This is a genomic window from Lewinella sp. IMCC34191 (assembly GCF_003390935.1).
GTDB lineage: Bacteria > Bacteroidota > Bacteroidia > Chitinophagales > Saprospiraceae > Neolewinella.
This window is the reverse complement of the sequence record NZ_QNQZ01000009.1, coordinates 142,553-166,569: the sequence shown is the minus strand read 5'-3', so window position 1 is coordinate 166,569 and position 24,017 is coordinate 142,553. Positions and strand designations below refer to the sequence as shown.

Genomic DNA, 24,017 nt, shown 5'->3' with positions numbered 1-24,017 from the left:
GGTTTGAAGCAGGTTAAAATAAGGTATTTACCGTAGCCGCCAGAATGGATGGCCTACTTCAGTCCGTCCAGTAGCTGGAACAGGTCACCGTTATCGATCAGGGCACCCTCTTCCATGCGCAGGAAAATATCCTGGTCGCGGCCGATAGGTAGGTAAGCCCGTTCGGCGGAGTATAGTTTCGGCCGGGCACCATCGGCTTTCAGTCGATCGAAAATTTCCTGCGGGGGCAGTTCGGCATCGGTCAGGTCAACGGATGTTTCTCCACTCAGTAACAGGCCCCGCATCTCGATCTTGTCCGGCCCGGTACGGTAGGTACGCAGATCGTGGGGCTTGCGTTGGATGAGGTATTCCACCCGCTCAATCACGCCCGAAAAAACGATCTGGCTGAATTGTAAAATGAGGGCGTCGGCATGCTGGGGTTCGTCGACTTTAATGCGCACCCAGCTGTCGGCATCGATTCCGTTGACGCTGAGGAATTTGATGAATTGCGGAGTTACCTCCTCGAGTTCGTCCCGTCGCAGGCGGCGAAATTTGCTTTCCTTCATAGCAATGCACCAACAAATGCCGGGAGGCGTAGTTTGCCGGTTCGGGACAAATAGCCGAGTACAAAGCTAGTAGTTCTGTAATCAGAACACCCGACTTTGGAAGCGGTGCCGTCCGGCTGTCGCTGCTTACGCTCACCTTTTTCGCTATCGTGCTGGGGATCGACAACGTTACATTTCAATCGGTGGCTGGAATTCGAATGGGATTAGGCCGGTGGCGGCGTCAGCATGCTTCGCGAACCAGTGATTTTCCCCTCCCACATCGGCACGGTATTTAAGGGCTACCTCTTACTTCGCGATCGCGTCTCTCTGCTCGATAATTCGTCAACATGCGTATACGCCAGAGGGCTCCCAGAAAAACGTCAAACTTAACACCTACGCGCAGGAGGCGGCCGACGACCCCGGGTACGTACGCATGCAGTAAATGGGCCGGTAGCGGTTTTTTGCGGCGGGGCGCAGGTAAATTGCCGTCAACCGTTTGGCGTCAGCTTAGTTACCCTCCAAAACATTCCGATGGCTGACGACAACTACGAAGAAAAGTACACCAAGCCCGATCTGCGCCGCCAGATCAAGCAGGACCTGATGGAATCCGATAAGGGAGGCGAACCGGGCCAGTGGAGTGCCCGCAAAAGCCAGATGCTGGTGCAGGAGTACGAAAAGCAGGGTGGGGGCTACAAGGACGACGAAAAGGATGATGCCGCCAAAAGCCTTCAACAGTGGACGAAGAACGAATGGGAGACCAGCGACGGAGATGCCGCTGCCGATGGAGCGGAAGGCATGGCACGGTACCTACCCCATGATGCCTGGGCGCTGCTCACCGAAGCGGGGCGAAAGCAAGCCAATAAAACCAAGAAGAAAACGGACGACGACGGTGACCAATACGCCGATTGGCCCGATATCGTTCAACGTACGATGGCCGAGATTGGGGTTATCGACGGTGACGGACTGACGAAGGAGGAGCTGATGGACCGTGCGCAGGAACTCGACGTAGCAGGTCGCAGTTCGATGAATAAGGACGAGCTTAAAAAAGCCATCATCGATACCTACTCGGAAAAGAAAGACAATGATCTCTCTGGCAAAACCAAAGACGAGCTTTACGACATGGCGCAGGACCGCGATGTAGACGGCCGGAGCAATATGAATAAGGACGAACTGATCAAGGCATTAAAGGAGGACGGAAAATAGTATCCGCCCTCCTTCAAGCTGTTAATTAGGCCTTATCGTAGAAGGTGATCGCTTCACCACCCTTTCCGGCGCGACCGGTACGGCCTACGCGGTGGATATAGGTGTCGTAGTCCGTGGGAGCTTCGAAGTTGATCACGTGGGTGATGTCGTCGATGTCCAGGCCACGGGCGGCTACGTCCGTAGCGCACAACGCCTTGATCTTGCCGGCCTTAAATGCATTCAGTGCTTTCTGGCGGTAATTCTGGCTTTTGTTGCCGTGGATCTCGTCGGCGGATATACCGGCCTGGTTCAGTTTCTTGGTTACCTTCTTGACGCGGTGCTTGGTTTCCGCGAAAACCAGGACGCGCTTCATTTCCGGTTCCTTGAGCAGCTCAATCAGTTCGTCGAACTTGTTGTCGGGCTCGACGTAGCGGACGCTCTGGTTGATGTGCTCGGCCGAAGCCTCGCCGCTACTCACCTTCACGGTCACGTAGTCTTTCAGAAAGTGATCGATCAGTTTCTGCTGCGACTTGTCCAGGGTAGCGGAGAATAACATGGTCTGATCGCGCTCGCCGATTTTGTCGGTCAGGTACATCACGTCCTTCTGGAAGCCCATATCGAGCATCCGGTCGAACTCGTCAAGTACCAGTACGGAAGCTTCCTGGAGGTCGATCTTGCCCTGCTGATACAGGTCTTTCAGACGTCCGGGAGTGGCAACGACCAGGTGGTAGCTGCGCTTCTTCAGGTTGACGATGTCGGTATTGATGTTCCGGCCGCCGATGAGGGTAATGGCATTGTACTTCATCCCGAGCGTGAGGGCACGGAACTCTTCCTCGATCTGCAGCGCCAGTTCGCGGGTGGGAGCCAGCACCAAAGTCTGGAAGGGCTCTTCCGCTACGATCAGGGCATCGATCAGGGGGATGAGAAAAGCTCCCGTTTTACCGGTACCGGTGGTAGCAATGCCCATGACGTCTTTCAGGGCGGCTACGTGTTCGAATGACTTTTCCTGGATCTCGGTGGGGTACACCCAGCCCGCAGCTTTGATGGCGCTCTTCAGTTTCGGGTGAAGCGGCCACTCGGCGTATTTCTTCTCGGCGTGGTATTCGACGGTCTTCAGCGGAACACCCTCGTGGACCATCATATCGGCCGGAAGGGGAATGTAATTGTGATTGGAGCGGCCTCCGGAACTTCCCCGGCGGTTACCACCGGAGTTTTTGCGCTGCGGGCGATTGGAGGAACTACGCTTATTACGGCCTTTAGCCGGGCGATTGGGACGTTTGCTGTCCATAGATAGATAGATGTTGATGGGTGGCCCGACTGTCGGGCACCTTGTCATCGGGCAATTACCGGATGACTGGTTGAGATGCTTCGCTCCGAAATGATAAGCCGGTTGGTGTACAAGCGGCGGACGAGGCGTGGATCGGACAAAGCGAAGAGGTCCCAGCTCGCGGCGCAAAGGTACGCATAAATTTATTAAGCCTCATTTTTTACTTCATATAGGCTACCTCGGTAGAGAACGATCTATCCGAACCTCCCGTAAATTCCGATCGTGCCGGGAGAATCGGACGCTGCCGTCAATCAAAATCGCCGTTCGTGCGTTTACCAAGTCCACACGGGCCCTAAAACTTGGTTGACCCTACAATTTATTTAAATTGGGAAGTGACTTCGGCCTGTCTAGGGCGGGCCTCATCCCTTCGACTTGTCAGGGCTCCGATATCCGTTTTGCGGATGGAGGACAAGGGGATTACCGAACCAGGCCAGCTATCCCAACCATGTTCTTAGCAGGAGTCAAACCACCTGGGGGCACGTGTGGAATTAAAAAACGCCCGATCGAGCAGCTGCTCGACCGGGCGTATTCTTTTGGCGGAAGGGTAGAAGAGACTTATTCCTCTTCGGTCAACCGACCTCCGTGTAGCTTGCCCTGAAGTTCTTCCAGTTCTCCCCATTGCTGATTGGCGGCGAGGCGCGCCTGCTGTGGCCAGGTGGAAGGATCGTGGGAACCATAATTGCCTCCGGCGTCCGCTAGTTGCTCCTTCAGGAAGTCAACGTCAGCATCCGCCAGTCCTTCCCAGCTCTTGATGCCGGCGGCGCTGAGGATACCAGCGATGCCGGGTCCGATGCCTTCGATAACGGTTAGGTCGTTGATTTTGTACTTCTTGCCACTGGGCAGAACTACTTCTTCGGGGCGATCGCTACCGGTTACCTCGGCGGTGTTCAGCGCGTCACCCTGATCCGCATTGGCGGCGGCGAGTTCGGCTTCGTCCGTGATACCGGGAGCTACCGAGGGCATCTCGGGCGCATCGTCCATGTGGACGGGGTCGGTATTCGCTTCGACGGAAGCACGCGATTGGGCGGGCTGGCCGGCGTTGGACGGAGCGGCCTTTGTGCCGTTACCGTTGGACGAGTTCGAAGCAGCGGAGCTACCGTTTCCGTTCCCGTTGCCATTCGAGCTGCTTCCCTCGGTGGGGTCGATGCTGACGAACATACGGTTCAGACGGCTCTTGTTGAAAGAGACGGTGCCGTCCACTTTGGCGTGGATGGTGAAGTCCTTACCCATGTAAACGTTGTCGCCGGGGTGGTACTTGGTACCGCGCTGACGAATGATGATGTTACCGGCTTTGGCCGACTGACCGCCGAAGAGCTTCACGCCCAGGCGTTTTGATTTACTGTCGCGGCCGTTATCGGTACTACCTACACCTTTTTTGTGTGCCATGGTATATTAAGTTTTGGCTCCCCGAGGGGAAATTAGGAATGGGGCCGTGACTAGCCCGCGATGGAGTCGATTTTGAGCTTGGTGAATTGCTGACGGTGACCCTTCTTCAAGCGGTAGCCCTTGCGGCGCTTCTTCTTGAATACGATCACTTTGTCGCCCTTGACGAGCGGATCAACAACGGTGGCCCCGATAGAGGCGCCACTGAGCATCGGCGTGCCCACGGTTACGTCATCGCCGTTGGCGAGGAGGTGAACCGCGTCGAAGCTAACGGAATCGCCAGCTTTGGCTTCTAGCCGGTGGACGAAGATCTCCTGACCTTCCTCAACTTTGAATTGCTGACCGGCTATGGTTACGATTGCAAACATCGGTATGGATGTTGGTGATAAAAATTGATTTCGGGGCGCAAAGGTAAGGAAAAGGTTTAGGATATACTAGTCCCTACTCAAACTTCATTCCTGCAGTCCCCTGGCGAATCCGTCGTACGCCGGCTTTTTGCGCAACTGCTCGTCGTAGAGCGTCGGCCAGTCTTTCAAATTAAAGAAGCCGTTGATCCAGGTGTCGCGATCAGTGAAGCTCCAGAAGGTGATGCCGTAGCGCTGGGCCGGCGGAACGTTCTCCCGGTACAATTCCGCCAGCCGCTCATATTTTTCGGCCTGCGCTTCCAGTAATTCCGGTGTGATCTCGTCTACGATCTGTTCGCCTCCACCCTGGGTGTCGTCGTGCCGGTTGAAAATTATATCGACTTCGGAGAGGTGGATCAATAAACCCGTTTCAGCGGCCTGGGCTAATGACCGGCCGATCAGTTCTTCATCGGTGTCCATCCGGATGTGCATTTGAAAACCAATGCCGTCGATCGGAACGCCATCCGCCTGCATTTCCCGGACGAGGTGGAGCAGACCGTTTAGTTTGGCGGTGTCGCGCTCGGTATTGAAGTCATTGATGAACAGCTTGGCTTCCGGATCTGCGCGGCGGGCGGCGCGGAAGGCCATGGGTATATAGTCCTTGCCTATCTTCTCCAACCAGGGCGTTTCCCGCAACTCGCCCCCCCGCGTAGCCATCGCCTCGTTCACTACATCCCAGCCATCTACCCGGCCGCGGTAGCGGGTCACTACGGTATCGATGTAGGATTGAATGAATTCTTCGGCTCCCTGAGGTTCCAGATCTTCCAGGTGCTGGGGGAATCCATAGTGCCAGATCAGCGTGTGTCCGAACACCCGCTTACCATGTTTCTCCGCAAAGTCCACAAAGGCATCCGGAAGCGTAAAGTCCAGCGCTCCGGGACCACGGGCGATGGAATACATTTTCATGTCATTCGTGGCGGTGAGGCTGTTAAACTCCTCATTGACAATCGCCAATAAAGCGGTATCGTCACGGACGCGCCCCTCGTTGATCGCCCCCCCGATGGGAAAATTGGCCAAGTCGGCAAGTCCTAGAGATAGGTTGTCCGTTCGGTCGTTTCCCTCAGGTAGGGAAGGGGCGCAACCAAGGACAAGTAGGGATACGGTCAGATAAGCGAGGAAATCTTGCATGCCACAAGGTAATCCGACCCGGTCGAATCGGCACAGCCGTACTTGCGCTCGGAACATGCTGCATTCGGTCTGTTGTCATTTACGTCGGTCGATAATCAGCGGGGAACGGTCGAACGGGCTTGTCCGTGCGCCTCCGTCGGTCGATCTTGGTGGCCTGACCATTTATACTATAATATGCTAGATGACATCTTGGAAGGAGCCCGCAAGGCGATGAGCGGACTCGCAAGTACGGTAGGGGAGGGCACCCGCGAAAAGACCAGTAAACTGATCGAGGATTGGCTCGAAATTTTTCCCATTCTCGAAGGCTACGGCTTGAAGATCACCAGTTTCTCCATGACGCTGGCCATCAATCCATCCCTGAACGTAGAACTCGTAGGTGCTCATTCCAACTGGACCGAAGAAGCCATTCGTCAACGGATGAAAAACCATAAGGGAGAAACGGCCCTACTTACCGTCTTCACCGCAATACGTACGGCTTATAGACTACAGCGTCAAACAAAAGCCGAGCTGCAGGACCCACTCATCCTAAAGGTCATCGTCCGGCTCACCCCGGAAGTCCGTGTCGTGCTGGGGCAACCGGTACTCGAGGATTAGCGCGCTAATGTCCCGGTAAAGATTTTGGTAGGTTTCCCGATCAATCAGCTCCAGGTGACGGTCCATGGTGGCATAATCCCCACGGGCCGCGGCACCGGTCTGCCGGTCGGCGGGTCGGCTACCATCCTGGCGCCCGGCGGTGTTACGGATGATGGGAAGCAGCAAGTCGAAAGGAACGTCGCAGCTGGCACACAGTTGGAAGGCAACCTCGTAAAGCGCCGTGACGAAGTTGTTGGAAAAGACAGCGGCGAGATGCAGTTGCGCCCGCTGCCGGTCGTTTAACCAGGTCACTGTCTGACTTAGGTCCCCGGCTATTTCGGTCAGTCGTCGTCTCGCCAGCTGGGTATCGGCCTGTAACACCAGCGGCAGATCGTTCCAGTCGGCAACGATTTCACCTTTGCGCAGCGACCGAATCGGCCACAGAACACCCCGGTGCCTGAACTGCGCATCGATGCGGTCAAGCGGAGTAGCTCCGCTCGTGTGAATTACAGGTAAGTCCGCCGGGAGTACCGCGGCGAGCTGTTGACTTACCGCCCTTATAGCTTCATCGGGTACCGCTAGAAATAGCGCATCCCAGTTTTGGGTAGCTACAGCCTCAAGCGGCAAGAGGTCGACGGGCCAGGATTCTACCGGCTGCTGCTCGCGGTAAATGACGACGGCCTGGCGACCAAGTACGCCGGCCAGGTGCCAGGCCAGATTTCCACTTCCGATGATGGCGTACTTCACCGCTTTAATTTAGCGCCGGGTCAATTGAGCTTTCGCAGGAAAAGTTCCAGCTGCCGTGCGTCCTTCAGACCGGGCTCACTTTCGAAGCGGCTATTGATATCCACGCCCCGTAGTTGGGGATGATTCAGTTGATTGAGTGCCTCCGTGTCCCCAGGGCCGATCCCGCCGCTCAATAGAAAGGGTACCGGGCCGGTATACTCGCCCAGCTTTTCCCAATTCCATTTCCTTCCCGTTCCACCGGGTTGCGCCTGACCGCCCGTATCGAAAACGAATAAGCCACAGCTGCCGACGTAGGGATTGGTTCGATTGAAATCAAAATCAGGTGTAATGGAAAAGGCCTTGGCGATACCGGGCTTGCGCAAGGTGTTTACGCTCCAGAGCAATTTTAACTCGCGGCAGTAGCCGGGGCTTTCGTCACCGTGCAGTTGTACCCAGTCCAGCTGGTAGTCGTAAACGGTATTAAGGATGTAATCAACCTCCGCATTGACAAATACGCCCACCAGTTCCTGCTCGCGCAATTTGTCCTCGTTATCGCGGATCCACTCGCCGAGGGCAGGCTGACCGGCAAAGCGAGGGGAATCGGGGTGAAAAATGAGCCCTAAGTAGTTTGGATGAAGGGCACTGACTTCCTCAATATTCTCGGGATTTCGCAGACCACAGACTTTTACCTTCATGCGATGGCATCCTTATAGATTTCCTCGATCTCGTGGGCCTTTTTGATAAAGGCTGCAAGACTTTCTCCCGGATCCGACTGCCGCATGAAGTGGGTACCTACCAGGAAGCCACGGTATTTGGCCTTGCGAAGTTTGATGATGGATTGCGGGTCGTCGATTCCACTCTCGCTGATGCGCAGCATGCCCGGGGGCAGCATCTCCGCCAATTGCAGGCTACGGGAGATGTCGACGGAAAAATCCCCCAGGTTCCGGTTGTTGACGCCAATGATGTCGACACTGGGGCTGATCTTGGCGACTTCCTCTTCGTCGTGTACTTCGCAGATTACCTGCAGCCCCAATTCGTTGGCCTCTTCCGCCAACTCGTCAATCTGGACCGGATTCAGGACACTCGCGATCAACAGTACCGCATCCGCCCCCATGGCGCGTGTTTCGTGCAGTTGGTAGGAATCGATAATGAAGTCCTTGCGGAGTACCGGCACGTTCACTACGGCCCGCAGTTTGTCGATGTCGTCCGGTTGCGCGCCGAAAAATTGCGTGTCGGTCAGGCAGGAGATAGCAGCCGCTCCGGCCTGGACGTAGGCACGACCGATTGTCGCTGCATCCGCCGCCAGATTGATGTCGTTCTGGCTGGGAGACTTGCGCTTGAATTCCGCGATGATGCCGAAGTCCGGGCTGTTTTCGAGTGCGCGACAGAAGTCGTGCCGCTTGCCATGGTAGCGGGCGCTGTCCTTCAGGGCCGACACGGGCACTTTTTCCCGTCTCCGTTCGACTTCCAGTTTTTTGTACTCAATAATTCGGTCCAGTATGTTGGCCATGTGTAAGTGCTTGTTCCTTCACAAGATAAGGCGTCACCCCGGCTATGGGTTGGCTCTACCCCAATAGTTTGCGCAGGACATTCAGCGCCTTTCCACTCCGGACGCTTTCGCGGGCCTCCGCAACGCAGTCGGGTAGCGCCCGATCGGGGTGGATGACATGGATGGCGAGACCGGCATTGGCACACACCACGTCCTCCTGAGCGTCGGTGGCCTTGCCTTCAAGCACGTTGAGAAAAATGCCCTTTCCCTCCTCGGGCGTTTCGCCACCGTAGAGCGATTGCGGGGACAGATGGGTCAGGCCAAAGTCTTCCGGGTAGAGAATAGCTTGCATCCTGCGGCCCCTCGCACTTACCCCATCCGTGAGGCTGACTTCATCGTAGCCATCCATGGCGTGTACGATCAGGTATTCCCGCTCTTCCATCTGCAGGATATAATCGTAGATGCGGCTGACCTCCCGGTCGTAAGTTCCAAATAATTGATACTTCGGCCGGGCCGGGTTAATAAGCGGACCGAGCAAGTTGAAGAAGGTCCGCACCCGTAGCGCCTTGCGTACCGGTACCACATTCTTCATGGCGGGGTGGAACAGGGGAGCATGTAAAAAGCAGATCCCCGCCCGGTCGAGATCTCCGAGAAGCTTATCGCGTTCGTTACTAAAGGAATAGCCCAATGCTTGGAGTACATCGCTACTGCCCACATTGCTGCTGACGCCGTAGCTCCCGTGTTTGGTCACCGGGTATCCCGCACCGGCGACAACCACGCACGACAGGGTGCTGATGTTGAAGGTATTCTTACCGTCGCCACCCGTTCCCACGATATCAATCGTTTCCCGGCCGTCAAGGGAAAAGGGGACCGCCAGTTCGAGCATCGCATCCCGAAAACCCTGAATCTCCGAAAGGTGGGGCGGGCGCATATTGATGGCGGACACCACGGCGGCGATCTCCGGTTCGGCGGCCTCGCCGTTGGCGATACGCTTCAGCGTAAGGTAAGCGGTCTGGCGATCGAGGGGTTTTCTTCCGTACAGTTGGGTGAGTAAATTCTTCATACTAGAAGCGGAAACCGATACTGGTTTGGATTACGCGGTTGTAATCCTTGTCGTCGGTATTGTATTCTCTTTCGGATACTCCCTCCGTCCGGGTCAGGCGCAGGTCGTTTTCTCCCCGGGTGGCATCGGTCAGGCCATATTGGTACCGCAGTCCGAGGTAGAGACCATTGTTTAAAAACACGGACGCACCACCGATCAGGCCGAAGTCGAGGCGGCGGTAGAGCGGCCGGTTATCGTCACTGTTATAGTAGGCGTCGATCACGCCGGGATATCCCTGCCGGTCTTCGTTAGGTTCGACGATGGCATCAAATCCGGTGACGTCGCTGAAGTAGTTATAATCGTAATTGAAAGAAACGTCCGCGATACTGCGGCCATCGGGCAACACGACGTTGGTATAGGATGCTGAGCCGGAGGCTCGGCTGTTGACGAGGAAGCCGGCACTTACGCCTCCTTCCAATTCGACCGGCCCCAGACGGTAATAGGCTACTACCGGTATGTCGATGTAGCTGTTGAGGACGTCGCGCTCACTATCCAGGTCGCCGAAAACCCGCAGGCCTTCCACGTCGGTGCCGTCGTTGTAGAGATAAAAGGAAGAAGGCCCTTCGTACCGGACCTCACCCCCCTTCTGGCTGTACATTAGGTCAGCCTTCACGCCTACCAGGTCCGTGAATGCTAGGGCAAAGGTGGCACCAACGTGAAATCCGGTGGTCCGCTTGAACTCTTCCAAAGTCATATCCCCATCCATCTCCTGATCCGCATCAAAAGAGATGAAGTTCAGGCCGGCGCGAAAACCACCGCTGAAGGTTTGGGCACGCAGGCTCAGCAAGGGCACGGACAGCAAGAAAATAAAGAGGATACGTAGCGGGTACATAGCTAATATTTGGCTGCAAAGATGGTATAAAATTTGGTGGGCAGCAGGTGCCCGCCCCGGAAAGGACAGTCACTGTTAAAGAAAAGTTGGTCGTTATCCGACATGGAATTTGTTAATTTTGTTGTCGGGGCAATGGACCTGTATTACCTTTGGCGCAAACGTGTAATTAAGGGGGCACCTTAATCAAGTCGGTCGTGAAAATTATTGACGCACGCTAGCTGCGTCAAGCCTTTGTACAGTAATCAACTAAATAGAACCAAATGCAGAGATTTTTAATCATGCTCGCATTGGTGATCGGTACAGTTGGGTTCGTAACGGCCCAGCAATCGATTACCGGTACGATCACCGACGATGGCGGTGAGCCACTCATTGGCGCGTCCATCCTAGTCGCCGGAACGACTACCGGCACCGTCACAGATTTCGACGGAGCCTTCAGCCTCAACGTTCCGGAAGGAGCCGAGGAATTGATCGTCAGCTACACCGGTTTCGCCACCCAAACCGTACCGCTGACCACGGACGATAACTACGATATCGTCTTGGCAGAAGGCGTGCAGCTGAATGACGTCGTCGTAACGGCCCTCGGTATTTCGCGCGAGGAAAAGTCGCTGGGCTACGCCGTATCCCAGATTGACGGCGCGGAACTGAACCAGGCCCAGGAAACCAACCTGGTCAGCTCGCTCAGCGGACGACTTCCCGGTGCTCAGATCAATAATAACAACTCCGGACTTGGCGGTTCGTCCAGTATCATCCTGCGGGGCGCTACCTCGCTCTATGGAACCAACCAGCCGCTCTTCGTGGTTGACGGAACGCCGATCGATAACAGTTCCTTCGGCGGTGGCAACGCAGCCGAAGCACGCGGTGGACAGGACTTCGGTAACATGGCTCAGGATATCAACCCTAACGACATTGCCTCGGTCTCGGTACTGAAGGGCGGAGCGGCAGCGGCACTCTATGGTTCGCGGGCCTCTAACGGTGTGATTCTGATCACGACCAAGAGCGGCCGTGGCCGTAAGGGACTGGGCGTTACCATCAGCAGTGGCGTACAATTCTCGCGGGTGGCCCTACTTCCTGACTACCAGAATCAATACGGGGGGGGCACGAGCCTCGAGTTTGATGAATTTGAGTGGGATCCAGCGATCCACCCGGCTGACTGGGAGCAATTCAATGGACAATACATTCCCGAATACGGTTACGACGGAAGCTGGGGACCCGAACTTGACGGTACCCCGGTTCGCCACTGGGACAGTTGGTACCCCGGTGAATCCTTCGGTGAACTTCGCCCCTGGTCGCCTAGCCCCGACAACGTCCGAGATTTTTACGAAACTGGCGTTCAGTACAACAACAACGTCTCAATTGCGGGTGGCAACGAATCGGGTAACTTCCGCATCTCCTACACCAACAACAGCAACAACGGCGTGTACCCCGGTTCATCCCTGAATCGTAATACGGTAAACGTAAGCGCCAGCCAGGAGCTGGGCAGCAAACTTACCGCCTCCATTAATGCCAACTACGTCAACACCGCCGGCGAAGGTCGCCCCGGCATCGGTTACGGCATCGGTAGCACGGTCAACGTACAGACCAGCTTCAACGAATGGTTCCAGCGACAGCTGGACATGGACCGGCTGAAGGACTATCAGCAGGCCGACGGTTCCCCGCGTACGTGGAACATCATTTCGCCCACCAATCTACAGGCGAATTACTGGGAAAGCCCCTACTGGGTAATCAACAAGAACCTAAATAGCGATGACCGCGACCGCGTCTTCGGTAACGTAGGCCTGAAGTACGATATCCTGCCTGGCCTTTCCCTTTCCGGTTTTGCCCGTACGGACTACTACACCTTCCGAACCAGCCAGCGCGTCGCTTCGGGTACCCGCACGGCCTTTGATTATTACGACGAAAGCTCGATTACGACCCGCGAGAACAACTTTGAAGCCCTGTTGGATTACTCCAAGACCTTCGGAGAATTCAGCATTGACGGTCAGGCGGGGGCCAACCTGCGTCAGGAGCGCTACGACCGCACCGCCGGAAGTACCCTCAACGGACTGACCGTTCCCGATCTGTATACGCTATCCGCTTCCGTCGACCGGCCTACCATCAACAACTACCGTTCGCAGAAGGAGGTACAATCGGTATACGGCCGCCTCGGATTTGGCTGGCGCTCCATGGTGTACTTAGATGTGACCGCCCGGAACGACTGGTCGTCGGCCCTGGAAGACGGCAACAACAGCTATTTCTATCCATCGGTTTCGGGTAGCTTCGTCTTCAGCGAGCTCATCCCGAACAGTAACATTATCAGCTTCGGTAAAATCCGTGGCGGCATAGCGACGGTTGGTAATGATACGGGACCGTACCGGACGCGCAATACGCTCAATAGCGTCGGACCCTTTGGTCCCTATCCTGGATTCTCTATCCCGACTACCCTGAACAACGCCGATCTGGTATCGGAAAGCATTACCACATGGGAAACGGGTTTGGAAATGCGGTTCTTTAACGACCGTGCCGGATTCGACCTGACCTACTACGACATTCAGTCCGAAGATCTGATCCTTCCGGTTGGGGTTAGCTCCACCTCCGGATTCAGTTCCGCCTACGTGAACGCCGGATTATTGACCAACAAGGGGGTTGAATTGCGCCTGTACGGTACGCCCATTCAGACCGAGAACTTCAGCTGGGACATTGGCTTCAACTTCGCCCGCAACCGCAACGAAGTGGTCGAGCTATACGAGGATCTTGAGCAACTGACGCTGGGCAGCACCTGGGGCGTGAGCTTCCTCGCCCAGCGCGGAGAAGCTTACGGTCAGCTGAACGGTTACGGCTACACCCGTGATGATGACGGAAACGTTGTCGTGGACGAGAAGGGTATCCCGCTGAAGACGCCGAACCAGAACTTCGGCAGTGCCTACCCGGATTTCACCGGTGGCGTTTCGAATACGTTCAACATCTACGGATTTAACGTGTCGACCCTCGTTGACTTCCGCAGCGGCGGTAGCATCTTCTCGGTAACTAATCAGTTTGGCAACTACTCCGGCATGTTCGAAAATACAGTCGGAACTAACGCCAAAGGCAACTCCATTCGGGAGTTGGCCGTCAACGGAGGTGGAATTCTGGTGGAAGGAGTGACCGCTAGCGGTAGCCCCAACACCACTTACGTGGATACGAAGACCTACTACGAAGCCACCTACGACCTTAGCGAGCAGTACATCTACGACGCCAGCTTCGTAAAGCTCCGGGAGATCAGCATCGGTCGCCCCCTGCCTATGAGTTGGTTCGAGAACAACTTCGTTCGCAGCGCGACAATCAGCCTTACCGGTCGTAACCTGGCTATCCTGCACAAGAACGCACCCAATATCGATCCCGATGCCGCGCTTTCGAACGGCAACGTACAGGGTATTGAGAACGGGCAGAACCCCTCCGTCCGTAGCTTCGGCGTCAACCTGAACGTAACCTTCTAGTTGGCACGCCAAATTCCCCAATCACCACAAATTAAATTATCATGATACGCATTATTATTGCGGTATGCATAGGTCTCGGGCTGGCGTCCTGTACGGAGGATTTCCAAGAGATCAATACCAACCCGAACGACCCCTTGGAAGTACCTACTTCCTATCTTCTCTCCGAGTCCCAACGGCAATTGGTCAACCAACTTCTGGGCCAGAGTGCGCTCGGGGAGATCGGTCAACATTACGCGCAGTACCTGTCGCAAAACCAGTACACCAGCGTTACGCGTTACGCCACGGCCAACACCTCTTTCTACGGACTCTACCGGAGCGGACTGCAGGATCTGCAGTACGTGATCGACCAGAATACGAACGAGGAGACCCGTGACGCCGTAACGCCTTCCGGTCCCAACGCCAACCAGATCGCCGTTGCAACCATCATGCAGCAGTGGGCCTACCTTAACATCACCGATATCTGGGGTGACGCACCCTACAGCGAAGCGCTGCAGGGGCTCGACAACCTGACCCCTGTATACGACGAGCAGGAGTTTATCTACCGTACCGCCGTGCAGACGCTGCAGGACGCCGGTGACATGATCGTCGAAGGTGGCGTGGAAGGAGACCTGATTTACGACGGTGACATGGAAATGTGGTATAAGTTCGCCAACAGCCTGATCCTGCGGGCCGGGCTGCGCGTCTCGAACGTGGCTCCGGACCTGGGCGAGCAGTGGACCGAACTAGCGCTCAGCCGCGGGGTACTGGAGTCCAACGCCGATAACGCGAAGTTGCAGTACGACGGCAGCGGCGGACTGGCCAACAACCCCTGGTACATCAACGCGCAGAACCGGACCGACTACGTAGTTAGCAAACCCCTGATCGATTACCTGCAGGAAGTAAACGATCCCCGCCTGATGGTCTACGCCGACCCGACCGAAAACAGCGCTGAAACCGCTGATCCGGTTTACGTGGGCAAGCCCTACGGTGTGACAGAAGCGGTCGCCGCAGAAACGGCCACGGCCGACATCTCCTTCCCCGGATCTACCTACTTTTTTGCTATCGACGCTCCGCTCGTCATGCTGACCTACAGCGAAGTGCTGTTTAACCAGGCCGAAGCCGCCGCCCGCGGGTGGATCGAAGGCGACGCCGAGGAACTGTACGATGCGGCCGTCACCGCCAGCATGAACCAGTACGGCATCACCGACGACGAGGTCATCGCAGATTACCTCGGCCAGGAAGACGTTGCTTACGACAGCGACAGCTATCTGCAGTCCATCGGCCAGCAGAAATGGCTGGCCCTTTACTGGCAAGGCATCGAAGGCTGGAGCGAGTACCGTCGCCTCGGTTACCCCGACCTGGCCCCCGCTCCGGCGGCATTGAATCCCGGCGGACAGATCCCCCGGCGTCGTGCGTACACCACGGATGAGTTCGCCCTCAACCAGGAGAATTACAATGACGCAGTTGACCGCCAATTCGGTGGTACGGATGGCCTGGATGGCCGCGTCTGGTGGGACGTGGACTAGCAACTGCTAATTCCGCTAATGGGAGGGAGGCCGGACATTCGTCGGGCCTCCCTTTTTTGTGTTCAGCCGGGAACGGTGGACCGTTCAACCCAAAATGCCCCTAGGCGTTAATTACCAAAAGATCGCCATGAGCCAAGCCACCGCCACCAAGCGCCCCGTCCTCCTGTATACCGAGCAAACCCCCAACCCCGAAACCCTGAAGTTCGTAACCAACCGGATGCTGTATAACGGTACCGCCGAGTTTCGCGAGGAGGAGTTCGCCCGGGAGTGGTCGCCACTGGCCGCCGAGTTGTATGACTTTCCCTACGTCAAAAAAGTGTACATCGCCAATAATTACGTGACGATCACTAAGGAATTCAACTACAGCTGGGACGACATCATGCTGAAGCTGAAGGAATACGTCAAGGCTTACCTCGAGGAGAATAAGCCCATCATCAAAGACGGCTTTGCCGAGGAGGTGGCCCGGATCGAGGAAGAGCGCGGCGTTAGCTACGAATACACCGAAGATGAAGCGGAAACCGTGTCGCAGATCAAGGAGCTCATCGATACCTACGTCAAGCCGGCCGTAGAAATGGACGGCGGAAATATCGAGTTCAAGAAATACGAGAACGGCGTCGTGACCGTCATTATGCAGGGTGCCTGCTCCGGCTGCCCCAGCTCCACCGTCACACTCAAGTCGGGCATCGAGCAGATGCTCAAGCGGATGATGCCCCAAGTGAAGGAGGTGGTCCAGGAAATGGGCTAGGGGTAGGACAAAGTCTAATGGAAGAAGTACGAAGTACAAAGGTGTGCAGCCCGCCGGTAACGTGATCCACGGACCGGCGGGCTCCCTTTTTTAAGCGGGCCGGACCGGCCGGATTATGCAAGTGAGCGATTTAGATTTTGACCGGAAGTACCTGTGGCACCCGTATACCAGTCTGCGCGACCCGTTGCCGGTCTATCCCGTAGCATCGGCCAACGGTTGTAGGTTGCGCCTGGAGGATGGACGAGAGCTGGTCGACGGTATGTCCAGCTGGTGGTGCGCCATTCACGGCTACAACGTGCCTGAGCTTAACGATGCTATCCACGAACAGGCCCGCAAAATGAGTCACGTTATGTTCGGGGGAATCACCCACGAACCGGCGATCGAACTAGGGAAGCGGCTGGTGAAGATCCTCCCGAAGGGCCTGGATCGTATTTTCCTGGCCGACAGCGGTTCCGTCAGCGTAGAGGTAGCCATGAAGATGGCCGTCCAGTACCAGCACGCTATGGGCTTTCCGGAGCGGCAGAAATTTCTGACGCTGCGGGGGGGCTACCACGGCGATACGACGGCGCCCATGTCTGTCTGCGATCCGGTAACCGGAATGCACCAAGTATTCCAGGGCTTTTTGCCGGAGCACGCTTTTTTCCGTCGCCCCCCGGGAGGATACGCTACGCCGGCCGATCCGACCTACGAGGCGGAATTGGCGGACTTCTTCGAACAGTATGCCTGCCAATCCGCCGCCTTCATCGTCGAGCCAGTGGTGCAGGGAGCGGGGGGCATGCACTTCTATAACCCTGCTTACCTCCGGGTATTCCGCAGGCTTTGTGACCGCCATGGCCTCCTGCTCATCTTCGATGAGATCGCCACCGGCTTCGGCCGGACGGGCGAATTGTTTGTGGGCGGCGGGGGCGCAGGTAAAAACCTATCCAGTAAACAGGAAGCTAACCCCATACCCGATATCATGACCATCGGCAAAGCCCTGACCGGTGGCTATATGACACTGGCCGCGACCGTGTGTACGCACCAGGTGGCCGATACCATCGGCCGCGGAGAGGCGGGGGTGATGATGCACGGGCCTACCTTCATGGGGAATCCGCTTGCCTGCGCGGTGGCCTGCGCGAGTATCGACCTGCTGTTGGCAAGTCCGTGGGTGGGACGGGTAGAATCCATCCGTTCGCGATTAGCTGCTTACCTGCGCCCCGCCGCCCAAAGTACTCGGGTGAAAGCGGTCCGCGTATTGGGTGCGATCGGGGTGGTGGAGATGCACGAGCCGGTGGACGTAGCCGCTGCCCAGGCCTGCTTCGTGGAAGCCGGTGCCTGGATCCGCCCCTTCGGCAAACTGATCTACCTGATGCCGCCCTACACCATTACCGAAGACGACTTAGAACTGCTTTGCCGCGCGGTCGTTAAATATGTCTAATTTCGCCCCGCAAACCGATATCGCCCATGGCCACCGTAAAATTTACTTTCGAGGATAAACGCATCTCCCCCAAGACCGTGGAGAACGTAGAAACCGATATGAGCATCCTGGAGGTAACCGAGGAGAACGACATTCACCTCAACCACAACTGTGGGGAGGTGTGTGCGTGCTCCACCTGCCACGTGTACGTCCTGAAGGGGGAAGATTCCCTGGAGGAGATCAGCGATAAGGAGGAGGATTTTATCGACCGGGCCATCAATCCACGCATCGAAAGTCGGCTGGGTTGTCAGGCGGTCATTCTGGACGAGGACGCCGTGATCGAGGTCGAAATACCCGATCAGCGCAAGATCATCGGCCACGAACATTGAGATGTACGATTTACGATTTTTGATTTACGATGTACGATTTATTAGGATCGATATCGTAGCTACCAATCGTAAATCGTACCTCGTAAATCGTATATCATTATGAGTTTTAAAGATTTCGACGATTTCCCCTTCGGCTGGGCCGACCACGAGGATATTGCCATTGCCCTCTACGACCGCTTCGGGGATGACTTCGGGCAGGACAAAATTTACCGTATCCGCTTCACCGATCTGCTCGAGTGGATCCTCGAAATACCCCAGTTCACCGGCAGCCGGGAAGGCTCGACGGAAGAGCACCTGGAGCAGATTCAGGCTAAGTGGGTTTATGAGTGGCGGGAGAATCAGTAGGGGGGGGTAGAGGCTCGCTTTGCTCGTGGTAGATGGTCGCTTTGCTCGCGGTAGACGGTCGCTGCGCTTTCTGGTAGAGACTCGCTTTGCTCGTGGTAGATGGTCGCTGCGCTCCTTGGTAGAGGCTCGCTGCGCTCGCGGTAGACGGTCGCTGCGCTCCCTGGTAGAGACTCACTGCGCTCGTGGTAGACGCTCGCTGCACTCGCTGTTGCGTTTATTTGGGGAGGAAAAAATACAGTGCTGTAGTCTTTTAGTGACTCCAATTGTCGAGCTAGCATTGTGACACCAGAACCCAGAACCCAGAACCCAGAAACCAGAAACCAGAAACCAGAAACCAGAAACCAATTGAACGAACTAGAGCGCTTCCAAGACATCACCACCTTCATCTTTGACGTGGATGGGGTGCTGACGAATTCGCAATTGCTCGTGATGGAGGATGGGAGCTTGCTACGGCAGATGAACGTGCGGGACGGGTATGCGATCAAGCGGGCGCTGGAGCAGGATTATAAGGTATGTGTGATAACGGGGGGAAAGAGCGAGGGCGTGGTCGCGCGACTGCAGGGATTGGGGATCGTTGATATCTACTACGGGGTGCAGGATAAGGTGGAGGTGTACCGGGATTTTATGGACTTATACGAGTTAGATGACGCGAACGTGCTCTATATGGGGGACGACGTGCCGGATTATGAGGTGATGCGGCTGGTGGGCTTTCCGGCTTGTCCGCAGGATGCGTGTCCGGAGATTCTGTCGATTGCGAAGTACGTGAGCCACCGGGGCGGGGGAGCGGGTGCCGTGCGGGACGTGATCGAACGAACCCTGCGTCTGCACGGGAAATGGATCGTTGAAGCGGACGAGGAAGAGGTGCCGAGTAGCGATTTTTAGCAGTCCTTGTCCCGGGAGACCGAATGGGCGGGTTAGCCAGCGAGTTTGATTGGCAGGTGGCAGGGTAGATGGTTGCCGATGGGCTCCGTGACCAACAATTTGTTGCTTATCTTGGCGGCCCGCTCAAAACCATCCGTATGTCCGATCCACAGACTTCCAGCTATCTCGATACCCTGAACGATGTGCAGCGGCAGGCGGTGACGACGATTGACGGCCCCGTTTTGGTGGTGGCTGGCCCCGGTTCGGGTAAAACGCGGGTGCTGACTTACCGGATCGCGTACATCATCGAGCAGGGAACCGCCCCCTGGGAAATTCTCGCCCTCACCTTCACCAATAAGGCGGCGCGGGAAATGAAGGAACGGATCGAGACCGTGGTCGGAAAGCGCGCCAGCTACATTTGGGCCGGTACGTTTCACAGCCTGTTTGCCCGGATCCTGCGGGTGGAGGCGCAGCATATTGGCTACCCGAGCAACTTCACTATCTACGACACGGATGATACGAAGAGCCTGATCGGGTCCATCATCCGGGAGATGCACCTCGACAAACAGGTCTACCAGGCGAATGCTATCAAGAACCGTATCAGTTCGGCCAAGAGTAGCCTGATCACGCCCAAGCTGTACGAGAAGAACGAAGAGCTGCTTGCCCAGGATAAGATGGCCAACATGCCCCTGGTGTACAAGATATACGCCGCCTACGTAGCCCGCTGTAAGCAGGCCGGTGCCATGGACTTTGATGATCTGCTCTTTCGCCTCTACGAGCTGCTGCAGAATCACCCGGAGGTGGTACAGAAGTACCGCGAAAAATTCAAGTACGTTCTGGTCGACGAGTTTCAGGATACGAATACCCTCCAGTATGCCATCATCAAGCGGCTGGTGCAGTACCCCCAGAGCCCGCGGAACATCTGCGTAGTGGGTGACGACGCGCAATCCATCTATGCCTTCCGGGGGGCAACGATCCAGAACATCCTGGACTACGAAGCCGACTTCGGGCAGCACAACATCCGGGTGTTCAAGCTGGAGCAGAATTATCGGTCTACCGAAAACATCGTGAACACGGCCAACGCCGTCATCAGCTACAACAAGCGACAGATCCAGAAGAAGATCTGGAGCGACAAAGGGATCGGTGACAAGATCCGAGTTATCAAAGCCGTGGACGACAACGAGGAGGGCCGTCGTGTGGCGGATACCATCCTGGAACAAAAGAATCGCTATCACCTACAGAATAGCGATATCGCCATCCTATACCGGACGAATTCCCAGTCGCGGATCTTCGAGGAATACCTACGGCGGTTCAATATCATGTACCGTGTGTACGGGGGACTGAGTTTCTACCAGCGCAAAGAGGTAAAGGACCTGATCGCCTATCTGCGCATGGTGGTCAACCCCAATGATGAGGAGGCCTTCCGTCGCTCGATCAACCACCCGAAGCGGGGGATCGGCGGAACGAGTGTCTCCAAGATTACCGATCTCGCCCGGCAACAGAACATCACGCTATTCGAAGCGCTGAAGCACGTAGCCTTGCCGAAGCGGACCCGCCACGCCGCCGATGGCTACATCCACATCATCGAGCAGGCGCAGGCCAAGGCCGATACCGCCAACGCTTACGAACTCGCCGATGCCATCGCGAAGGGCTCGGGCCTGACGGACATGCTCCGGAACGACAAATCCATCGAGGGGATGGGCCGGTTGGAAAACCACGAAGCTTTGCTGGATGGTATCAAGTCATTCGTAGAGGAGGATACCCTGATCGATACCGATACCTTACCGGATAAGTCATTGGCGACCTACCTGCAGAATATCGCGCTGCTCACGGACTTCGATAGTAACGAGGAAAACCAGAATGGGGACGTCGTTACCTTGATGTCGGTCCACGCGGCAAAGGGACTGGAGTACAAATCGATCTTTGTCGTAGGCTTGGAGGAAAAGCTTTTCCCCAGCTGGATGAGTATGGACAGCATGGAAGGGCTGGACGAGGAGCGGCGGCTGTTCTACGTAGCCATCACGCGTGCCGAGCTATATCTGACCCTGAGCTACGCGAACACCCGCTACCGCTACGGTAAGATGGTCATGAATGAGCCGAGCCGCTTCCTTGCGGAGGTGCCCGCCGACGCCGTGGAAAATACGTCCACCAATCGCCGCAGTGCGGACCATGAATACGATGAGGTATCCCGGCAGCGGGAACACCGGGCCCGGGTGACGGGTATCGCGCCGCGTACACGTAGGGGTACGGCTCGCTTTGCCAGTCCAAAGGTCGACCCCGCTACTTTTCAGCCCAGTCCGGCCGAAGACGTCGAGGCAGGACGGACGGTCCTTCACCTTAAATTCGGTGAAGGGAAGGTTATCAATATCGACGGGGGGCAAGACAACCGGATAGCCACCATTCACTTCAGCGAACTACCGCAGCCGGAGAAGCGGATCATGCTCAAATTTGCGAAGCTGCAGGTGCTCGACTAAATCGAGCCACCTGGCCTATTGCATATTCGTCAGATTCCAGATGTAGACCGACAGGAAGGTGATGACCGCCAGGGCCAATCCACCAATGAAGGTGTTATAGCTGATGGTGAGCAGCAGATACTTACGGTGCAATACCTGACCGAGGTCGTAAAGATCCCGTGCCAGATCGTCGTAGAGGCTGTCCTGATTCATCTTCATCTCGGAGAGATACTTGATGAAATCCGATTTCTCGATCTTGAGAAAGTTACCGAAGTAGAGTAAGCTGGCTTCCTTGCTTTCCAGTAGGCTGGTTTTTTTGATGCGGTATTCCGTCACCTTGGGACGGGCAGAGAAGACCGCGAAAACCACCGCCGTCAGGGAGCTCATCAGCAAGATGATAATGGGCGCCAGAAATTCGGGACTGGTAAAGAATAGGTCCTCGAAAAAGCTGAGACCGGCACCGGAAACCGCGATGAGGATGGACAGAATGATCGTGTTGATCGAGATCATCATGTTAGCCTTATCATCGGCGATGCGACTCAGGTTAATATGGTTACGGAAGGCCGTCCGGTACATGGTGTCGATGCCCCGCCCGAAATTTTTACCGGTCTTAGCTTTGACCTCCTTTTGCTGGATCTTGTAGTTGCTGCTTTGTTGTTTGGCAACGTTCTTGCGGCGACGCTTGTCGAACTCCTGCTTGCCGGCGTCGGTGAGGTAATCGAAATTGAGCAGGAAAGCCTGCATGTCGTTACCGAACACGACCGGATCCCCTTCCTTGCCGTCTATCGCCTCCCGTTCCAGCTGTAAAAGGTCGGAGCGGCGGTCGTATCGCTTTCTACCGAGCCAGTTCCAGACGGCGTCGTGCAGCAATCGTACGTTTTGCTCGCTATCGTTATCGGCTTCCGGTACGGCGATGATCCACTGCTCGGCGCCGTTCAGCTCAAGACCTTCCTCACGGGAGAACTTACGGAGCTCCTCAGCCGACCGCTCGGTGAAATTCTCCGGGCCATCGATATAGCCGACCGGATAGAAAAGGCCGGCGATCTGTAGCAGGAGTTTGGTATGGTCGTCGACCTTGGCAATGGTTGCCAACAACTCGGCCTTGTCCGCTATCTCCTGCGAGTAAGCGAAGTTATGGAAGAGGTACATAGGGTCCAGGTGGTGGTTGAACAGCTGGCGCACGTACTCCGCCGCCCGGTCCAGAACGGTTTCTTTTTTCGGGCCCTTCGGCTTTTCCTCCACTGCGGCTTTTTCCTCTTTACTCATTGGTATCCGACTGCTTCATTCTAGTAAGTGTGGCAATAATGCCATTGCCCGCGCTGCTTTCTTCACTGCTAATGTATAAGTCTCCCGCGGGCGAGAAGGTAAGTCCTTCCGGCTGCCTGAAGGTGCCGGTTTCGAGCAATTCGACGTGTTTGATCTCGCTGTCCCGGTCGATAACTACCAGGACGTTCCCGACGGACGATAGCACGAAGATGTCCTGGGTAATAGGGTCTACGGCCACGCCGCTCGGTCTGAAAACGTATTCCCGGTTACCTCCGTATACGATCTGTCCGATTTCCAATTCGTCTACGTAATAGGATGGTTGGTCCAGCATATCCATGGTCTGGAGATCGAAGGAGTAAATACCTCGACGGGTGGTGTTGTCGTCCGCCGGATTAAGCTGCTGTTCCTTTGGAGCGATGAGCAGGGTATTGCTGAGCGAATCAAAGCAGATCCCCTCCGTATCGTTGCGGTAGCTGAACCGCGTTTCGATTTTCTGGGAAACTGCCTCCGTGATATCCTCGCTATATGGGAAATAATGTAGGTCCCCGTCCGCTTCCAGCACGTATATGACATCACCCACCCGGGCAACGCCTTCATAGTCCAGATCCTGACCGTACGCTATAGTTTGGATCGTCTCACCGGTAGCTGCATTCACCAGAAATAGGATGCCTTCCTCGTCCTGGATGGCAAATATCTCATCGGGTTTATAGCCCATGGACATGCCGCTGATTTCATCCAATTTGTGATCGAGGCGGGATACCACGTCCAGGCGATCAAAATTGAACGGAAAGAAGTAGTCGTCGTCAACCGTAAAGCTTTCCGTTTCCGGCCGTTGGCTGACGGTAAAGGCGACATACGCCCCCCCTATAGCCAGTACGACGACCAAGATAATGACGCTGATGAGGTTGGGTCTTTCCCAGATTCCGTTCATGTAC

At 55.9% G+C, this 24,017-nt stretch carries 22 protein-coding genes; 10 read left to right on the top strand and 12 right to left on the bottom strand.

Annotated features, from left to right (window positions below; genetic code table 11):
- Positions 1-53 precede the first annotated feature (53 nt).
- The gene (locus DRW39_RS17065; protein ID WP_116108274.1) at positions 54-545 is read right to left on the bottom strand and encodes a DUF6495 family protein; all 492 of its coding nucleotides are present in this window, start codon (positions 543-545) and stop codon (positions 54-56) included.
- A gap of 510 nt (positions 546-1,055) precedes the next feature.
- Here DRW39_RS17065 and DRW39_RS17060 point away from each other — a divergent pair.
- Entirely contained in the window at positions 1,056-1,727 is a 672-nt protein-coding gene (locus DRW39_RS17060; protein WP_116108374.1) for a Rho termination factor N-terminal domain-containing protein, read from the top strand.
- Between the two features lie 25 nt (positions 1,728-1,752).
- Here DRW39_RS17060 and DRW39_RS17055 read toward each other — a convergent pair whose 3' ends face one another.
- From DRW39_RS17055 to DRW39_RS17040, 4 genes are all read right to left on the bottom strand, one after another.
- Positions 1,753-2,994, bottom strand: coding sequence for a DEAD/DEAH box helicase (locus tag DRW39_RS17055; RefSeq protein WP_116108273.1), 1,242 nt, complete (start codon positions 2,992-2,994; stop codon positions 1,753-1,755).
- Positions 2,995-3,588: 594 nt separating this feature from the next.
- A complete protein-coding gene (gene rpmA / locus DRW39_RS22920; RefSeq protein ID WP_410503600.1) occupies positions 3,589-4,419 on the bottom strand; it encodes a 50S ribosomal protein L27 in 831 nt (276 codons plus the stop codon).
- Between the two features lie 50 nt (positions 4,420-4,469).
- Entirely contained in the window at positions 4,470-4,784 is a 315-nt protein-coding gene (gene rplU / locus DRW39_RS17045) for a 50S ribosomal protein L21 (protein ID WP_116108272.1), read from the bottom strand.
- 84 nt (positions 4,785-4,868) lie between these two features.
- Positions 4,869-5,948 carry an endo-1,4-beta-xylanase gene (locus DRW39_RS17040; RefSeq protein ID WP_116108271.1) on the bottom strand — a complete coding sequence of 360 codons (1,080 nt, stop codon included), beginning with the start codon at positions 5,946-5,948 and terminating at the stop codon, positions 4,869-4,871.
- 174 nt (positions 5,949-6,122) lie between these two features.
- Here DRW39_RS17040 and DRW39_RS17035 point away from each other — a divergent pair, with 174 nt between their 5' ends.
- Positions 6,123-6,542, top strand: a complete 420-nt coding sequence (locus DRW39_RS17035; protein ID WP_116108270.1) for a hypothetical protein — start codon at positions 6,123-6,125, stop codon at positions 6,540-6,542.
- Here the strand turns inward: DRW39_RS17035 and DRW39_RS17030 are convergent.
- The 5 genes from DRW39_RS17030 to DRW39_RS17010 are packed head-to-tail and all read right to left on the bottom strand — an operon-like array spanning position 6,474 to position 10,670.
- Entirely contained in the window at positions 6,474-7,268 is a 795-nt protein-coding gene (locus DRW39_RS17030; RefSeq protein ID WP_157976185.1) for a DUF2520 domain-containing protein, read from the bottom strand. The genes DRW39_RS17035 and DRW39_RS17030 overlap by 69 nt on opposite strands.
- Before the next feature lie 20 nt (positions 7,269-7,288).
- On the bottom strand, positions 7,289-7,942 hold the full coding sequence (locus DRW39_RS17025; protein ID WP_116108268.1) for a phosphoribosylanthranilate isomerase: 654 nt from the start codon (positions 7,940-7,942) through the stop codon (positions 7,289-7,291).
- On the bottom strand, positions 7,939-8,757 hold the full coding sequence (trpC, locus tag DRW39_RS17020; RefSeq protein ID WP_116108267.1) for an indole-3-glycerol phosphate synthase TrpC: 819 nt from the start codon (positions 8,755-8,757) through the stop codon (positions 7,939-7,941). The genes DRW39_RS17025 and trpC overlap by 4 nt, the downstream gene beginning before the upstream one ends.
- Before the next feature lie 55 nt (positions 8,758-8,812).
- Positions 8,813-9,799 (bottom strand): anthranilate phosphoribosyltransferase, encoded by a 987-nt coding sequence (gene trpD / locus DRW39_RS17015; RefSeq protein ID WP_116108266.1) that lies wholly within the window; start codon positions 9,797-9,799, stop codon positions 8,813-8,815.
- Position 9,800: 1 nt separating this feature from the next.
- The gene (locus tag DRW39_RS17010) at positions 9,801-10,670 is read right to left on the bottom strand and encodes a porin family protein (protein ID WP_116108265.1); all 870 of its coding nucleotides are present in this window, start codon (positions 10,668-10,670) and stop codon (positions 9,801-9,803) included.
- Positions 10,671-10,930: 260 nt separating this feature from the next.
- Here DRW39_RS17010 and DRW39_RS17005 point away from each other — a divergent pair, with 260 nt between their 5' ends.
- The 8 genes from DRW39_RS17005 (at position 10,931) to DRW39_RS16970 (ending at position 21,837) form a co-directional block, all read left to right on the top strand.
- The gene (locus DRW39_RS17005) at positions 10,931-14,122 is read left to right on the top strand and encodes a SusC/RagA family TonB-linked outer membrane protein (protein ID WP_198664924.1); all 3,192 of its coding nucleotides are present in this window, start codon (positions 10,931-10,933) and stop codon (positions 14,120-14,122) included.
- A gap of 41 nt (positions 14,123-14,163) precedes the next feature.
- Entirely contained in the window at positions 14,164-15,627 is a 1,464-nt protein-coding gene (locus tag DRW39_RS17000) for a SusD/RagB family nutrient-binding outer membrane lipoprotein (RefSeq protein ID WP_116108263.1), read from the top strand.
- A 127-nt stretch (positions 15,628-15,754) separates the two neighbouring features.
- Positions 15,755-16,372, top strand: coding sequence for a NifU family protein (locus DRW39_RS16995; RefSeq protein ID WP_116108373.1), 618 nt, complete (start codon positions 15,755-15,757; stop codon positions 16,370-16,372).
- Between the two features lie 115 nt (positions 16,373-16,487).
- The gene (bioA, locus tag DRW39_RS16990) at positions 16,488-17,789 is read left to right on the top strand and encodes an adenosylmethionine--8-amino-7-oxononanoate transaminase (protein WP_116108262.1); all 1,302 of its coding nucleotides are present in this window, start codon (positions 16,488-16,490) and stop codon (positions 17,787-17,789) included.
- 26 nt (positions 17,790-17,815) lie between these two features.
- Positions 17,816-18,157, top strand: a complete 342-nt coding sequence (locus DRW39_RS16985; RefSeq protein WP_116108261.1) for a 2Fe-2S iron-sulfur cluster-binding protein — start codon at positions 17,816-17,818, stop codon at positions 18,155-18,157.
- A 99-nt stretch (positions 18,158-18,256) separates the two neighbouring features.
- On the top strand, positions 18,257-18,502 hold the full coding sequence (gene iscX / locus DRW39_RS16980; protein WP_116108260.1) for a Fe-S cluster assembly protein IscX: 246 nt from the start codon (positions 18,257-18,259) through the stop codon (positions 18,500-18,502).
- A 345-nt stretch (positions 18,503-18,847) separates the two neighbouring features.
- Entirely contained in the window at positions 18,848-19,384 is a 537-nt protein-coding gene (locus DRW39_RS16975; protein WP_116108259.1) for a KdsC family phosphatase, read from the top strand.
- 137 nt (positions 19,385-19,521) lie between these two features.
- Positions 19,522-21,837 carry an ATP-dependent helicase gene (locus DRW39_RS16970; protein WP_116108258.1) on the top strand — a complete coding sequence of 772 codons (2,316 nt, stop codon included), beginning with the start codon at positions 19,522-19,524 and terminating at the stop codon, positions 21,835-21,837.
- Positions 21,838-21,852: 15 nt separating this feature from the next.
- On the opposite strand, the gene DRW39_RS16965 is transcribed toward DRW39_RS16970, so the two are convergent.
- On the bottom strand, positions 21,853-23,082 hold the full coding sequence (locus DRW39_RS16965; protein WP_116108257.1) for a Pycsar system effector family protein: 1,230 nt from the start codon (positions 23,080-23,082) through the stop codon (positions 21,853-21,855).
- Positions 23,075-24,013 (bottom strand): SdiA-regulated domain-containing protein, encoded by a 939-nt coding sequence (locus DRW39_RS16960; RefSeq protein ID WP_116108256.1) that lies wholly within the window; start codon positions 24,011-24,013, stop codon positions 23,075-23,077. Before DRW39_RS16960 ends, DRW39_RS16965 begins: the two co-directional genes overlap by 8 nt.
- Positions 24,014-24,017: the final 4 nt, after the last annotated feature.

Coding starts and splice junctions, on each gene's coding strand:
- DRW39_RS17065 (WP_116108274.1), bottom strand. CDS start 545: ATGAAGGAAAGCAAATTTCGCCGCCTGCGACGGGACGAACTCGAGGAG.
- DRW39_RS17060 (WP_116108374.1), top strand. CDS start 1,056: ATGGCTGACGACAACTACGAAGAAAAGTACACCAAGCCCGATCTGCGC.
- DRW39_RS17055 (WP_116108273.1), bottom strand. CDS start 2,994: ATGGACAGCAAACGTCCCAATCGCCCGGCTAAAGGCCGTAATAAGCGT.
- rpmA (WP_410503600.1), bottom strand. CDS start 4,419: ATGGCACACAAAAAAGGTGTAGGTAGTACCGATAACGGCCGCGACAGT.
- rplU (WP_116108272.1), bottom strand. CDS start 4,784: ATGTTTGCAATCGTAACCATAGCCGGTCAGCAATTCAAAGTTGAGGAA.
- DRW39_RS17040 (WP_116108271.1), bottom strand. CDS start 5,948: ATGCAAGATTTCCTCGCTTATCTGACCGTATCCCTACTTGTCCTTGGT.
- DRW39_RS17035 (WP_116108270.1), top strand. CDS start 6,123: ATGCTAGATGACATCTTGGAAGGAGCCCGCAAGGCGATGAGCGGACTC.
- DRW39_RS17025 (WP_116108268.1), bottom strand. CDS start 7,942: ATGAAGGTAAAAGTCTGTGGTCTGCGAAATCCCGAGAATATTGAGGAA.
- trpC (WP_116108267.1), bottom strand. CDS start 8,757: ATGGCCAACATACTGGACCGAATTATTGAGTACAAAAAACTGGAAGTC.
- trpD (WP_116108266.1), bottom strand. CDS start 9,799: ATGAAGAATTTACTCACCCAACTGTACGGAAGAAAACCCCTCGATCGC.
- DRW39_RS17010 (WP_116108265.1), bottom strand. CDS start 10,670: ATGTACCCGCTACGTATCCTCTTTATTTTCTTGCTGTCCGTGCCCTTG.
- DRW39_RS17005 (WP_198664924.1), top strand. CDS start 10,931: ATGCAGAGATTTTTAATCATGCTCGCATTGGTGATCGGTACAGTTGGG.
- DRW39_RS17000 (WP_116108263.1), top strand. CDS start 14,164: ATGATACGCATTATTATTGCGGTATGCATAGGTCTCGGGCTGGCGTCC.
- DRW39_RS16995 (WP_116108373.1), top strand. CDS start 15,755: ATGAGCCAAGCCACCGCCACCAAGCGCCCCGTCCTCCTGTATACCGAG.
- bioA (WP_116108262.1), top strand. CDS start 16,488: ATGCAAGTGAGCGATTTAGATTTTGACCGGAAGTACCTGTGGCACCCG.
- DRW39_RS16985 (WP_116108261.1), top strand. CDS start 17,816: ATGGCCACCGTAAAATTTACTTTCGAGGATAAACGCATCTCCCCCAAG.
- iscX (WP_116108260.1), top strand. CDS start 18,257: ATGAGTTTTAAAGATTTCGACGATTTCCCCTTCGGCTGGGCCGACCAC.
- DRW39_RS16970 (WP_116108258.1), top strand. CDS start 19,522: ATGTCCGATCCACAGACTTCCAGCTATCTCGATACCCTGAACGATGTG.
- DRW39_RS16965 (WP_116108257.1), bottom strand. CDS start 23,082: ATGAGTAAAGAGGAAAAAGCCGCAGTGGAGGAAAAGCCGAAGGGCCCG.
- DRW39_RS16960 (WP_116108256.1), bottom strand. CDS start 24,013: ATGAACGGAATCTGGGAAAGACCCAACCTCATCAGCGTCATTATCTTG.